Origin of the sequence: Streptococcus sp. 45, assembly GCF_900108865.1 — a bacterium.
In the GTDB taxonomy this organism is placed as follows: Bacteria; Bacillota; Bacilli; order Lactobacillales; family Streptococcaceae; genus Streptococcus; species Streptococcus ruminicola.
Genome location: NZ_FNXZ01000002.1, coordinates 339,239 through 353,055, shown reverse-complemented (window position 1 = coordinate 353,055; position 13,817 = coordinate 339,239). Strand labels below are relative to the sequence as shown.

Sequence of the window (13,817 nt, the reverse complement as noted above, 5' to 3'; positions counted from 1 at the left end):
AGCTTCACAACACGGCTTTTATGGGCATATATAAAAAGAAAAAGCCAGTTATTGACTTTTTCTAATTGGTATAATACTCCACTCTAAGGGAATCGAACCCCTATTTCAAGAACCGGAATCTTGCGTGATATCCATTACACTAAGAGTGGCAACTACTATATTATACCACATCGAAGTAAAAAGAAAAGACTTACAAAGTAAGTCTTTTTCTCATTTATAATTACAATTCAATATCGCCAAACAAGTCAGCCATTGAGAATCCAGTCTGAGTTTCTGGAAGTTCGTAATCACGTTTAGCTTCACGTTTTGGACGACGTGGACGTGATTGACGTTTTTCTTCGTTTTCAGCTTGTGCTGGACGTTCTTCAAGAGCTTTGATTGAAAGTGATACACGTTCTGCAGCAGCGTTAACATCAAGAACTTTAACGTTAACTTCTTGACCTACTGAAAGAACATCTTTTGGATTTTCAACACGTTTGTGTGAGATTTGTGAGATGTGAACAAGTCCATCGATACCAGGCAATACTTCAACGAAAGCACCGAAGTCAGTCAAACGTTTAACTTTACCTTCAACAACATCGCCAGCAGCAAGTTTTTGTTCTACGCCATCCCATGGTCCAGGTGTTGTAGCTTTAAGTGAAAGTGATACACGACCTGCTTCTTCGTCGATTGAAAGAACTTTAACTTCAACTTCTTCACCAACAGAAACAACTGATTTAGGTGAAACGTTGCGTTCGTGTGACAATTCAGTTACGTGAACAAGTCCGTCAACACCACCAAGATCGATGAAAGCACCGAAGCTTGTCAAGCGAGCAACTTTACCTTTAACGATTGCGCCTTCTTCAAGTTTAGAGAAGACTTCTTTACGAGCTGCAGCAGCTTTTTCTTCAACAACTTCACGACGTGAAAGGATGAAGCGGTTTTCAGCTGGAACAACTTCTTTGATTTTAGCTTCAAATTCTTGACCAACGAATTTTTCAGTGTTACGTACGAAACGTGTATCGATCATTGAAGCAGGGATGAATCCGCGAAGTCCTTCAAATTCAACTGAAAGACCACCTTTAACAGCGCGTGTACCTTTAACAGTAACAACTTCGCCTTCGCGACCAACAAGTTTATCCCAAGCTTTGCGAGCTTCCAAGCGTTTTTTAGAGACAAGGAAAGTAACTGTATCAGTATCTTTACCTACTACTTGACGAAGAACAAGTACTTCAACTGTGTCGCCAGTTTTAACGAAATCGTTAATATCAGCATCGCGATCGTTAGTCAATTCACGAAGTGTAAGAACACCTTCAACACCTGTTCCTTCGATAACAACGTTTGCTTGATCATTATCAACAGTTAAAACTTCCGCAGTGACAACATCACCAGGGTTTACTTCGCTAACACTGTTTAGCAAATCTTCAAATTCATTCATTCTAAAAAATCCTCCAACAAAAGCTAGCTTAAGCTAGCTTTTGACAACAATAATATTTCTCAAGGTAACCCGCAACGACAACAACTTTTATCTTTGACGGTGTCAAGCCGAAACTCGATACCTTTGACTGGGGTAGCTGGATTCGAACCAACGCATGAGGGAGTCAAAGTCCCTTGCCTTACCGCTTGGCTATACCCCAAAAACAAGGTTCAATAATTCTAAGATAAAATCTTAGAAATGGAAGGGGAGGGATTCGAACCCCCGAACCCGAAGGAGCGGATTTACAGTCCGCCGCGTTTAGCCTCTTCGCTACCCTTCCGTTACGACAAAAACTATTCTAGCATAGTTTTTGTTCTCTGACAAGTACTTTTCGCTATTTTTTAGCGATTTAAGTTGTAATTTTCAATAATACTTTCAATTGCTTGCTCTAAAGTTTTGAAAAGTGCTTCCACTTCTCCGTTTTTGACAACAGCAAATTTGTTATCTAGTTCAGCAATTTCACCGATAACTTTTTTTCCAGCAGTCAAATTATAACCATCGACATTAGCGTTATTGATGGTAACTTTGGCGTCAGCAAGTTGAATTTCGATTTTTTTATCTTTTTTGCTCATTTTTCCACCTCACGCTATTCATTTTACCGAAAAACAAAAAAGCTTGCAAGAGCAAGCTTTAATTTATTAGTCAACTTTGTAAATCCAGCCTTCTGGAGCTTCAATGTCACCAAATTGGATGCCGACAAGTTCGTCATACAATTTGCGAGTAACAGGTCCTACTTCTGTTTCACTGTAGAAGACATGGAAATCATCACCGTGTTGAACACCACCAATTGGTGAAATGACGGCTGCTGTACCACAGGCACCTGCTTCAACAAATTTATCCAATTCATCAAGTTTAACATCTCCTTGGATAGCTTTCATGCCAAAACGGTGTTCTGCCAAATAAAGGAGTGAGTATTTTGTAATAGATGGCAAGATTGATGGGCTAAGTGGTGTGATAAATTCGTTATCCGCTGTAATACCAAAGAAGTTTGCAGAACCCACTTCTTCGATTTTAGTGTGAGTAGCTGGATCAAGATAAATAACGTCTGAGAATTTGCGGTCATGCGCCATTTTACCTGGAAGGAGACTTGAAGCATAGTTACCACCAACTTTTGCAGCTCCTGTACCATGTGGAGCAGCACGGTCATATTCGTCTTGAATCAAGAAGTTAGTTGGTACCAAACCACCTTTGAAGTAGTTACCAACAGGCATTGCGAAAATAGTGAAAATGTATTCATCTGCAGGGTGAACACCAATAATGTCACCGACACCAATCAAAAGAGGACGTAGATAAAGTGTTGCACCAGTGCCGTATGGTGGTACAAATTCTTCGTTAGCACGAACGACTTGTTTTGCAGCATCAATAAATTTTTCTGTAGGCACTTGTGGCATAAGAAGACGATCTGCAGTGCGTTGCAAACGTTCAGCGTTCATATTTGGGCGGAACAATTGTACTGAACCATCTTTTGTACGATAGGCTTTCAACCCTTCAAAGGCTTGTTGGCCATAGTGCAAAGCTGGTGATGCTTCAGAAATGTGAAGCATTGAATCTTCTGTTAATATTCCTTCATCCCATTTACCATCTTTGTAGTAAGAGATGTAACGAAATGGTAATTTACGATAGGCAAAGCCTAGATTTTCCCAGTCTAAATCTACTGTCATAACTATTCCTCTTTCTTTGTTTTTATCCTATTGTACGCTTTTTAAATCTTTTTTCAAGTACTTTTTCATAAAATTCAGAAAATTTGTTCAAAAAATAAATCGGAGAAAAACTCCGACTTATTATCGCTATTTAATTCTTGCGCTAAAGACGCCTTCATCAGAAATTTTATCTGAGATAAAGGAACCATTACTTGTGCGCTCTGAGAGTGTCAAATCTTCCAAAATGGCTTGATAGTGATTGCCCTTATTTGAGTAAACTTCCAAGGTTTCAATCTTATCAGAATCAAGTGGCTCAATGGTGAACAAATCAATATTTTGCACATCATTTGAGGCATGGACTGGTCCTGCCATAAAGACGCGATGTGGTTTTGATTTGAGTTCACGAAGGACTTGCAAGCCTCGATTAGCACGACTTGTTGCTGGAATTAGCTCAGTCGCCATACGTTTAAGGCTACCACGTTGCGTTAAGATAAAGAAGCTTTCTGTATTGGCGATAAAGGCTGACACGACAAAATCATCATCCTTAAGGTTAATTGATTTAACCCCAGCCGCTTTGGCACCGACTACTGGTACTTCGTCAATATTGAAATGCAAAGCATAGCCATTATGCGTAATGACCATGACATCATCAAGTGCAATTGGCGCAATAGTCACAACAATATCATCGTCTTTTTTCAACTTAGCGTACTTAACAGCTTTTGATTTGTAAGTGCGCCATGGCGTGAATTCTTTGCGTTCAAAGCGTTTGATTTGACCATATTTTGTGGCTGCAAAATAAGTTTGCGAACCAAATTCATCGACAATTTCAGCATACAAGACATACTCGTCTGTCGCAAAATTAGTGATGGTTTGTGATAAATGTTCCCCAATGTCTTTCCAGCGAATATCTGTCAATTCATGAACTGGACGATAGATAACATTACCAAGATTTGTGAAAATCAACAAATGTTGAGTTGTCTTAGCTTGTGAGACAAAGACTAGTTCGTCATCATCACGTTTACCGATTTCTTCAACCGTAGAAGCATTGTAAGAACGCGGACTTGTACGTTTGATGTAACCACCTTTTGTCACGCTAACATAAGTATCTTCTTCGACAATCAAGCTTGCTACATCGATTTCAATCGTTTGTGCTTCGGCTTGCAATTCTGTCAAACGTGGATTTGCAAATTTCTTCTTAACTTCACGTAACTCACGTTTCATAACATTGTACATAGTACGCTCGTCACCGATAATAGCTTTAAGCATAGTGATACGTTCACGAAGCTCCGCTTCTTCGTTTTCAAGTGCAACAATATCAGTATTTGACAAACGGTACAATTGCAAAGTCACAATGGCTTCGGCTTGTTCTTCTGAAAATTCATAGCTGACTTTGAGGTTTTCTTTGGCGTCAGCTTTATTTTCAGATGCACGAATAAGCGCAATAACCTCATCAAGAATTGAAATGACACGAATCAAGCCTTCCACGATATGAAGACGTTTTTCAGCTTTTTCCTTGTCAAATTTTGAACGAGCAACGATGATTTCCTTACGGTGAGCAATGTAACTTGTCAACATCGGAATGATACCCACTTGGCGTGGTGTATAGTTATCAATAGCAACCATGTTGAAGTTATAGTTGACTTGCAAGTCAGTGTATTTCAACAAATAGTTGAGAATCGTTTGCTCATCAGCATCTTTTTTAAGCTCGATAGCAATACGAAGTCCATCACGGTCTGACTCATCACGAACTTCTGCAATGCCAGGGACTTTATTGTTGACACGAACATCGTCGATTTTCTTAACGAGTACGGCTTTATTGACTTCGTAAGGAATTTCAGTGACGACGATTTGTTTTTTACCGCCACGAAGACTTTCAATATCAGTGCGTGAACGAACCACAACACGACCTTTACCAGTCTCATAAGCCTTACGAATACCATCTTTACCTTGGATGATTGCTCCTGTTGGGAAATCAGGTCCAGGCAAGAATTCCATTAATTTGTCTAATTTAGCATTTGGATGGTCAATAAGGTAAACCACCGCATCAATCACTTCTGCCAAGTTGTGTGGCGGAATATCTGTTGCATAACCTGCTGAAATACCTGTCGCACCATTCACCAAAAGGTTAGGAAAGGCAGCTGGTAAAACAGTTGGTTCTTTTTCGGTATCATCAAAGTTCCAAGCAAATGGAACAGTATCTTTATCAATATCACGAAGCAAATAGCCTGCAATTTCTGACAAGCGTGCTTCGGTGTAACGCATGGCAGCCGGTGGATCACCGTCCATAGAACCGTTGTTACCATGCATTTCAATCAAGGTTTCACGGTTTTTCCAGTCCTGACTCATGCGCACCATGGCATCATAAATAGACGAGTCACCGTGTGGGTGAAAATTACCCATGACGTTACCGACTGATTTAGCCGATTTACGAAAACCCTTATCAAAAGTATTGCCGTCCTTATTCATTGAATAAAGGATACGACGTTGAACAGGCTTCAAACCATCACGAATATCTGGCAAAGCCCGCTCTTGAATAATATATTTGGAGTATCGCCCAAAACGATCCCCCATAATGTCTTCAAGAGACATATTTTGTACATTTGACATAATTATTATCCTTTACTTTTCACGTCAAAAAATTAACTTTTTCTATACTAACTAACAAAGTTTTTTACAACATTAAAAACTTTTTCTGACCAGGCAGAAAGACCATCACCATCGTACTTCAAATAAAATACTTTAGGGACTAAACAACTTGGAACCAAGGGCTCAATAACCTCTCGTTTATCCTCAGGAATAATGCAAAGATAAAGCTTGTTCAAAGAAATTTCATCCTTAACCTTCGCAGCGTGATAGCCATCAAATACATAACCATCACTTTCAATAATATCATCATATTTGAAGTGGAAACTTACCCCCGGAACAAAAAGCGGACCTAATTCATCTTTTGTAGGTTCTCGTTCCAAAAGCCTTTCCATAGCAAGACGATAACCAGACGTTGTATTTGACCAGCCAAGCATCACATATTGAAAATAGTCAGCTGGATCTCCCGCAGCATTACGAGAACTCTGAACTAATTTCTCAGGTGACAATCTAAATGCCTTAACCGCTGATAGAATCTTGTTTTCTCTAAATATTTCTTTCGCTACTTGAACGGTACAGGTATGGCTTAAAAAATCTGAATATACATATTTACCTTTTTCGTCATAAGTTGAAGCAACTATTTTAGAACTTGGAGTATATGGAAATTCCTTACACGGCCTTCTCTCAATATCTTTTATCTTGTCACGAAGTACTTTATTCTCGCAGATAATTTGGGTAGTTCGAGCATTTAATTTCTCGTATGCTATAAAAGCAGAAATTTTTTCCAATTCCCAATCTTGTATCAAAGGATATTCTGATAAAACCAAATGATAAACTCCAGCCCATTGAATACTATATTTTTCAGTCCAGATATCTAAAAGCATTAGCTTGTCCTCTAAAGATATTAATTGACTATAATATCACTCATTAAAAATCAACTTTGTAAATAGCGATTAAAACACTGTATTTTCTTCCAAGGTGAATTTAACGTTGTCTTCAATCCATTTGCGGCGTGGTTCAACTTTGTCACCCATAAGGACACTGACACGGCGTTCGGCACGCGCCAAATCATCAATAGTCACACGAATAAGGGTACGTGTTTCAGGGTTCATGGTTGTTTCCCACAATTGGTCGGCATTCATTTCACCAAGACCTTTGTAACGTTGGAGTTGCGCTCCTTTACCAAATTTTTGACGCAGTTCTTCTAACTCACCATCAGTCCAAGCATACTCAACTTGCTCTTTCTTGCCTTTACCTTTAGACATTTTATACAAAGGTGGTAAAGCGATGTAGACATGCCCTGTTTCAACAAGCGGACGCATGTAACGATAAAAGAAAGTTAGTAACAATGTCTGAATGTGAGCACCGTCGGTATCAGCATCGGTCATGATAATAATCTTATCGTAGTTAGAATTTTCAACGTTAAATTCAGCACCGACACCCGCACCAATGGTGTAAATCATGGTATTGATTTCTTCATTTTTCACGATGTCAGACATTTTTGCTTTTGCCGTGTTCAAGACTTTACCACGAAGTGGCAAAATAGCTTGGAACTTACGGTCACGCCCTTGCTTAGCTGAACCGCCGGCAGAATCCCCTTCGACTAGATATAATTCATTTTTCTTAGGGTTCTTAGACTGTGCTGGTGTCAATTTACCAGAAAGTAGTCCTTTGTCTTTCTTGTTCTTCTTACCATTACGAGATTCATCACGCGCTTTACGAGCTGCTTCTCTGGCATCACGCGCTTTAATCGCCTTACGAACAAGGTTAGACGCCACTTCACCATTTTCCAAAAGGAAGAAGGTGAGTTTTTCAGAGACAATACTGTCTACAATCGGACGCGCTAGAGGACTACCGAGTTTATCTTTGGTTTGCCCTTCAAATTGCAAATGTTCTTCTGGAACCAAGATTGAAAGCACTGCAGATAGCCCTTCACGGTAATCTGACCCTTCAAGGTTCTTATCTTTTTCTTTCAAAAGACCTGACTTGCGAGCATAGTCATTCATCGCCTTGGTAATAGCAGATTTCAATCCTGTCTCGTGTGTTCCACCATCTTTAGTACGAACATTGTTAACAAACGAAAGGATGTTATCTGAGAATCCGTCATTGTATTGAAGTGCAACTTCGACTTGGAAACCTTGGTCTTCACCAGTCACCCAAATGACAGGTGTTAATGTTTCTTTGTCTTCGTTAAGGTATTCAACAAAGTCTTGCACCCCATTTTCATAATGGAATTCTAGATGTTCTGCTTCTTCTGGACGATTATCCGTCAACGTCAATGTAACATTCTTAAGCAAAAAGGCAGATTCTTTTAAGCGCTCAGCAATGGTGTTAAATTTAAAGTCTGTCGTTGAGAAAATCGTGTCATCAGGCATAAAAGTAACCATAGTACCTGACTTAGTTTTTGGTGCTGTTCCAATCTTTTTAAGGGTTGTCACAGGTTTACCACCATTTTCAAAACGTTGTTTGTAAACCGCACCATCACGAGTAATTTCGACTTCAAGCCATCTTGAGAGGGCATTAACAACTGAAGACCCCACACCGTGAAGCCCACCAGATGTTTTATAACCACCTTGACCGAATTTACCACCTGCGTGAAGCACAGTGAAGATAACTTCTACAGTTGGAATCCCCATAGCATGCTTACCAGTTGGCATCCCACGTCCTTGGTCTTTTACTGTCACACTACCATCTTGATTAAGAATAACATCAATCTGAGTACCAAAGCCAGAAAGAGCTTCATCGACGGCATTGTCAACAATCTCCCAAACTAAATGATGTAGTCCTGTCGCATCTGTTGAACCGATGTACATTCCGGGGCGTTTACGTACGGCATCTAGCCCCTCTAACACTTGAATGGCATCGTCATTATAATTATTTACATTAATTTCTTTTTTAGCCAAAAGCGACCTCCAAATAATTCATCTTTTTTATCTTACAAGTTTTTCCCAGATTTTGCAAAAAAAAAATCAAATCGAATAAGGATTTTACAAGGAAAATCACTAATTTTTTCATGAAATAGTATAACAAATTTAAAGCGTTATCACAAATTTAACTTGATTCTTCAAGTTATTTATTTTTCAAATTTTACCTTTTCATAAGAACTGATTATGTTATAATGAAAACATGAAAATTTTAGTTATGATTGTGATTGCATACTTGTTGGGGTCAATCCCAACTGGTCTATGGATTGGAAAATTCTTCTATCATGTCAACCTCAGAGAACATGGTAGCGGTAATACTGGGACAACCAATACTTTTCGAGTTTTAGGTGTCAAAGCAGGAATTGTCACATTTGTGATTGACATGCTAAAAGGAACTCTGGCAGCACTCCTTCCACTTATCTTTGGTGTTAGTGGTGTGTCACCTGTTCTTATCGGTTTGTTTGCCATTATTGGTCATACCTTCCCACTATTTGCACAGTTTAAAGGTGGAAAGGCAGTTGCGACAAGTGCTGGTGTTCTTCTTGGATATGCACCGCTATTTCTTCTCTTTCTTGCCGTTATCTTTGTCATCACCCTTTACCTTTATAGCATGATTTCATTGTCTAGTGTTGTTGCTGCAAGCGCAGCTGTGGTGAGCGTTCTTGTCTTTCCAGCATTTGGTTTCTTGCTTACTCACTATGATTTGCTCTTTACATTACTGATTATCATTATTGCAGGCATCATCATTGTACGACACAAAGATAATATCATTCGTATTAAAAATCACCAAGAAAACCTCGTTCCTTGGGGAATGAATTTAAGTCATCAAGAACAAAAAAGAAATTAGCAAAATGCTAATTTCTTTTTTTATGCTTTATATACAATGTTACCGTCGCAGATAGTGTATTTAACAACACCTTGAAGTTTTTCACCGATAAATGGTGAATTTGAAGCTTTAGAAGCAAAATGGTCAGATACAACACGTTCTTCTTTATCAGCGAAAATCACGATGTCAGCTGGGCCATTTTCAGCCAAATAACCTGCATCGAAATCATACATAGATGATGGATTAATGGTCATCTTAGCAAGCAATTCTGAAAGCGTCAAGTCGCCTGTCGCTACCAAGTTTGTCAAACCAAGTGATAACGACGTTTCAAGCCCTGTCATACCTGATGGGGCTTTTGTGATGTCTTCGACATTCTTTTCATCAGCATGGTGTGGCGCGTGGTCAGTCGCAATCACTGAAATCACGCCAGATTTCAAACCTTCGATAACCGCCAAGCGGTCCTTTTCTGTACGAAGTGGTGGATTCATCTTAGCTGCAGAGCCTTTGATTAAAAGCAAATCCTCTGTTTTTGAGAAATGTTGCGGTGCTGCTTCTGCAGTGACATTTGCGCCTAATTGTTGAGCAAATTCAACCACTTTCACTGATTCAGCTTTTGACAAGTGTTGGATATGCAAATGAGCTCCGCGGTCATAGGCAATCATAACATCACGCGCAATCATGCTGTATTCTGCCACACCTGTTGCTCCGCAGAAATGGAATTTATCACGTGCGATACCTTCGTTAAATCCAAGGATGCCGTTTAATTCTGGGTCTTCTTCGTGCACAGCCACAAATGTGTTGTTTGCTTTAGCCAAATCCAAGGCTTCTTTTAACACTTTTGTGCTTTGAAGCGGAATACCATCGTCAGAAAAGCTAAGAGCACCATTTTCAAGCAAAGCCTTAAAATCAGTCAAAGTCTTGCCGTCAAAGTTTTTCGTTACGGTTGCATTAGTGTAAACGTGAATGTTCTCCTTAGCCGCACTTGCCAAAACTTCTTTCAAAGTCTCGACGTCAGAAATGGTAGGATTGGTATTTGCCATCATCACAACTGATGTGAAACCACCTGCTGCCGCTGCTAATGCACCTGTGTGAATGTCTTCTTTATGCGTTTGACCTGGTTCACGGAAGTGCACGTGAATGTCTACCAAGCCAGGTGCCACAACAAGACCAGTCGCGTCAATCACTTCAGCGCCAGCTTTTTCAATTGCATCCGCAATCTTAACAACTTTTTTACCATCAACAAGCACATCCGCTACCTGATCAAAACCAGATTTCGGATCAACAACACGACCATTTTTAATAAGTAACATGTTAAACTCCTATTATTTCAACCAATCAATTGGTTCGAGGCCATCCTCTGTCAAATAAGCGTTAGCTTTTGAGAAAGGGTGGCTGCCAAAAAATCCTCGATAAGCTGAGAGTGGACTTGGATGCGCACTTTCAATGACATGATGGATAGGATTGGTAATGAGAGCTTTTTTCTTACGTGCAAAGCCGCCCCACAAGATAAAGACAACAGGTGTTTCTTTTTGGTTAACCACCTTGATAATCGCATCTGTGAAAGGTTCCCAGATTTGACCAGCATGCCCATTTGCACGACCAGCTGGAACTGTCAAGCAAGCATTTAAAAGAAGCACTCCTTGCTGTGCCCACGGTGTTAAATCGTGGTGGTCACGTTGCCCTAAATCGTCTGCCAATTCTTTCAAAATATTTTGCAAAGATGGCGGAGCTGGAATGTCTTCTGGCACTGAAAATGACAAACCTTGTGCTTGATTCGGACCATGATAAGGATCCTGACCAATGATGACAACTTTTACATTTTCTAGTGCTGTTGTCTGAATCGCGTTAAAGACTTTTTCACGTGGTGGGTAAACCAATTCTTGTTGATAGACGAAGTCCATAAACTGATTGATTTGCCCAAAATAATGCTCTGGTAATTCCTTTTTAATTAATTCATGCCAAGTTGAATGTTGCATGTTCACTCCTCGTTAGTTTTAGTATTTCCCTACTAAATCTAGCTTTTTTTTTGCCAAGACATGACCATCCATAGCATGTCGCAAATCATTCATGTAAAAACCATTTTCAAGTGGCAATTCACAATCCAAAGCATAGACCGTAAGGGTATAAACATGGTCTTTATCCGGTGGATATGGTCCCATATAACCATCATAAATATCTGAGTTATCCTCATTTAAAAACTTGCTAACCAAGCTATTTTTACCATGAGTGTGCTTAGCATCTAGACGAGAAAAATCCTCTGAGATAGCTGTCATATCACTAGGAACATTAGCCACTACCCAGTGAATGTAAGCAAAGCCACAAACTGGAATAGAATCATAGTCAACAAAGGTCCAAGCAAATGTCTTTGTTCCTTTGGGAGCATCCTCAATCGTAAAAGGAAAAGAAATCACAGCGTTTCCTCTCACTTGAACACTAGCCCCTTTAGCATAGGTATCTGGTAAAACATTATCTTTAAATGGTGATGATAGTTTCATTATAACCCCTTTCCATGTTTAAACCAAGAAGGCCACCAAAGTTTTTTCACCTTAGTAGCCAAATACTAACTCAATTAGTCACGCCAAGTTTCTTGATTTTCTTTGAACTTACGTAACAATGTCAAATCATCAGCAGTGATGTAACCTTGCACTTTAGCCACTTTGATAAGCTCTGTGTAGTTAGAAAGTGTTACAAGTTTTACACCTGCTTTTTCAAAGTTTTCAGTTGCTTTTGGCAATTCATAAGTGAAGATGGCAACCACGCCGATAACATCAGCACCTTCACGTTCTGCAGCTGCAACGGCTTCAAGGACTGAACCGCCAGTAGAGATAAGGTCTTCAACGACAACCATTTTTTGACCTTTTCTTACACGACCTTCGATTTGATTTCCAGCACCGTGATCTTTGGGTTTGCTACGAATGTAAGCAAATGGAAGATTCATCTTATCAGCGATAATGGCACCGTGTGGGATACCAGCTGTTGCAGTTCCGGCAATCACTTCAACTTCTGGAAATTCTTCTTTGATTTTGTCAACAAAACCATTTTCAATCAAAGTACGTGTTTCTGGGTAAGACAAAGTCACACGGTTATCTGTGTAAATTGGTGATTTGATTCCAGATGCCCATGTAAATGGATCATTTGGTTTTAAGTAAACTGCTTGAATATCAAGCAAATCTGATGCAATTTGTGATGCTAAAGTCATTTTATTCCTCTTTTCTATAATAACTCAATGGTTGATGTAAAATATTGTTCTAAAAAATGGGTTGCTTGTTTTATTTGGTCATAAGTAACTATTTCACCAGCGGTTGTTAAAATCCATTTAGTCTCCACATCATCAGCACGATGAATAATGGCTACTAATTCCCCTTCAAATACTTCTAGGGGAGCTGAGACATTCTCTGAAATAATATAGACATCTTGCCACTCACCGTCACCTCCAATCAGATTTGGAATGTAACCATAATTGATTGGATAGTTATTCCCGTATCTATCTTGATAACCGATTGGTCTATCAATAACCGCTGTGTAAGATTTCCTCATTGTTAACTCCATACCAACTCTAAAACAATTTTAGTATTCCAATACTAAGCATTCCACTCGTCGTAAATCGCTTTGTAAGCTGCCACTGGATCTTCAGCTTTAGTAATTGGTCGTCCAACAACGATATAACTTGATCCGATAGCTGATGCTTGACTTGGCGTCATGACGCGTTTTTGGTCACCAACCGAAGCTCCCGCAGGACGAATACCTGGTGTCAAGCAAACGAAATCCTCTGACGTTGCCTCTTTGATAACGGCAACCTCGCAAGCCGAGCAGACAACGCCATCAAGACCAGCTTCTTCAGCTTTTTTCGCATAATGAAGCACAGAATCAACCAAGCTTGTCTGAATGTTTTGGTCTGCTTTCATTTGTTCATCTGATGTTGAGGTTAATTGAGTTACTGCAATCAGTTTTGGACCTTGTCCAAGACCTTCGCGCGCCGCTTTCATCATCTCAACACCACCAGCTGCGTGAACATTGGTCATGTCCACACCTAGATTTGAAAGCACACGCATGGCTGATTTAACCGTATTCGGAATGTCATGTAATTTCAAATCTAGGAAAACTGAGTGTCCAAGAGATTTCACATAACGAACAATCTCTGGCCCTTCAGCATAATAAAGTTCCATACCAATCTTGACATAGAGCTTCTCATCTGCAGGGAACAAAGCAAGAAATGATTTCACATCATCAAATGATGGAAAATCAAGAGCAATAATCGGACGACTTTCGTGCATTTTTTCTCCTTTTTCTATAAAGAAAACCCCGCCCGAGGGCGAGGTTACACGAAAAGCAGGGTAGCAAACACCCCATTATCAAAGATTACATCTTCTTTTTTTCACGAACCTTTC

General features: G+C 39.7%; 13 protein-coding genes and 3 tRNA genes. 1 reads left to right on the top strand and 15 read right to left on the bottom strand.

Going from position 1 to position 13,817, the window contains the following annotated elements; translation table 11 throughout:
- Positions 1 to 77: 77 nt before the first annotated feature.
- The 9 genes from BMX18_RS05495 to parE all read right to left on the bottom strand — a co-directional run bounded on the left by BMX18_RS05495 (position 78) and on the right by parE (position 8,582).
- Positions 78 to 149: transfer RNA gene (locus tag BMX18_RS05495), tRNA-Arg, on the bottom strand.
- 71 nt (positions 150 to 220) lie between these two features.
- Entirely contained in the window at positions 221 to 1,417 is a 1,197-nt protein-coding gene (rpsA, locus tag BMX18_RS05490; protein WP_009854084.1) for a 30S ribosomal protein S1, read from the bottom strand.
- Positions 1,418 to 1,544: 127 nt separating this feature from the next.
- Positions 1,545 to 1,616, bottom strand: a tRNA-Gln gene (locus BMX18_RS05485).
- A gap of 39 nt (positions 1,617 to 1,655) precedes the next feature.
- A tRNA-Tyr gene (locus BMX18_RS05480) sits at positions 1,656 to 1,736 on the bottom strand.
- A gap of 61 nt (positions 1,737 to 1,797) precedes the next feature.
- The gene (locus BMX18_RS05475) at positions 1,798 to 2,028 is read right to left on the bottom strand and encodes a DUF2969 domain-containing protein (RefSeq protein WP_006532018.1); all 231 of its coding nucleotides are present in this window, start codon (positions 2,026 to 2,028) and stop codon (positions 1,798 to 1,800) included.
- Between the two features lie 66 nt (positions 2,029 to 2,094).
- Positions 2,095 to 3,117: a branched-chain amino acid aminotransferase gene (locus tag BMX18_RS05470; RefSeq protein WP_093815517.1), complete on the bottom strand. Its 1,023-nt coding sequence runs from the start codon at positions 3,115 to 3,117 to the stop codon at positions 2,095 to 2,097.
- Between the two features lie 126 nt (positions 3,118 to 3,243).
- Positions 3,244 to 5,703 carry a DNA topoisomerase IV subunit A gene (parC, locus tag BMX18_RS05465; RefSeq protein ID WP_093815515.1) on the bottom strand — a complete coding sequence of 820 codons (2,460 nt, stop codon included), beginning with the start codon at positions 5,701 to 5,703 and terminating at the stop codon, positions 3,244 to 3,246.
- A 47-nt stretch (positions 5,704 to 5,750) separates the two neighbouring features.
- Entirely contained in the window at positions 5,751 to 6,563 is an 813-nt protein-coding gene (locus tag BMX18_RS05460) for a phosphate ABC transporter ATPase (RefSeq protein ID WP_074559868.1), read from the bottom strand.
- Between the two features lie 69 nt (positions 6,564 to 6,632).
- Positions 6,633 to 8,582 carry a DNA topoisomerase IV subunit B gene (gene parE / locus BMX18_RS05455; protein WP_093815513.1) on the bottom strand — a complete coding sequence of 650 codons (1,950 nt, stop codon included), beginning with the start codon at positions 8,580 to 8,582 and terminating at the stop codon, positions 6,633 to 6,635.
- A gap of 223 nt (positions 8,583 to 8,805) precedes the next feature.
- Here parE and plsY point away from each other — a divergent pair, with 223 nt between their 5' ends.
- Positions 8,806 to 9,450 (top strand): glycerol-3-phosphate 1-O-acyltransferase PlsY, encoded by a 645-nt coding sequence (gene plsY / locus BMX18_RS05450; RefSeq protein ID WP_074563511.1) that lies wholly within the window; start codon positions 8,806 to 8,808, stop codon positions 9,448 to 9,450.
- A gap of 20 nt (positions 9,451 to 9,470) precedes the next feature.
- Here plsY and BMX18_RS05445 read toward each other — a convergent pair whose 3' ends face one another.
- The 6 genes from BMX18_RS05445 to pyrF all read right to left on the bottom strand — a co-directional run bounded on the left by BMX18_RS05445 (position 9,471) and on the right by pyrF (position 13,703).
- Positions 9,471 to 10,739 (bottom strand): dihydroorotase, encoded by a 1,269-nt coding sequence (locus BMX18_RS05445; protein WP_074559863.1) that lies wholly within the window; start codon positions 10,737 to 10,739, stop codon positions 9,471 to 9,473.
- A 12-nt stretch (positions 10,740 to 10,751) separates the two neighbouring features.
- The gene (locus tag BMX18_RS05440; protein ID WP_074559862.1) at positions 10,752 to 11,405 is read right to left on the bottom strand and encodes a uracil-DNA glycosylase; all 654 of its coding nucleotides are present in this window, start codon (positions 11,403 to 11,405) and stop codon (positions 10,752 to 10,754) included.
- Between the two features lie 18 nt (positions 11,406 to 11,423).
- The gene (locus BMX18_RS05435; RefSeq protein ID WP_093815511.1) at positions 11,424 to 11,924 is read right to left on the bottom strand and encodes a YbhB/YbcL family Raf kinase inhibitor-like protein; all 501 of its coding nucleotides are present in this window, start codon (positions 11,922 to 11,924) and stop codon (positions 11,424 to 11,426) included.
- A gap of 74 nt (positions 11,925 to 11,998) precedes the next feature.
- Positions 11,999 to 12,628, bottom strand: a complete 630-nt coding sequence (gene pyrE, locus BMX18_RS05430) for an orotate phosphoribosyltransferase (RefSeq protein WP_006532509.1) — start codon at positions 12,626 to 12,628, stop codon at positions 11,999 to 12,001.
- A 14-nt stretch (positions 12,629 to 12,642) separates the two neighbouring features.
- Positions 12,643 to 12,966, bottom strand: a complete 324-nt coding sequence (locus BMX18_RS05425; RefSeq protein ID WP_039697056.1) for an inorganic diphosphatase — start codon at positions 12,964 to 12,966, stop codon at positions 12,643 to 12,645.
- Positions 12,967 to 13,010: 44 nt separating this feature from the next.
- Positions 13,011 to 13,703, bottom strand: coding sequence for an orotidine-5'-phosphate decarboxylase (gene pyrF / locus BMX18_RS05420; protein ID WP_074559858.1), 693 nt, complete (start codon positions 13,701 to 13,703; stop codon positions 13,011 to 13,013).
- Positions 13,704 to 13,817 lie beyond the last annotated feature (114 nt).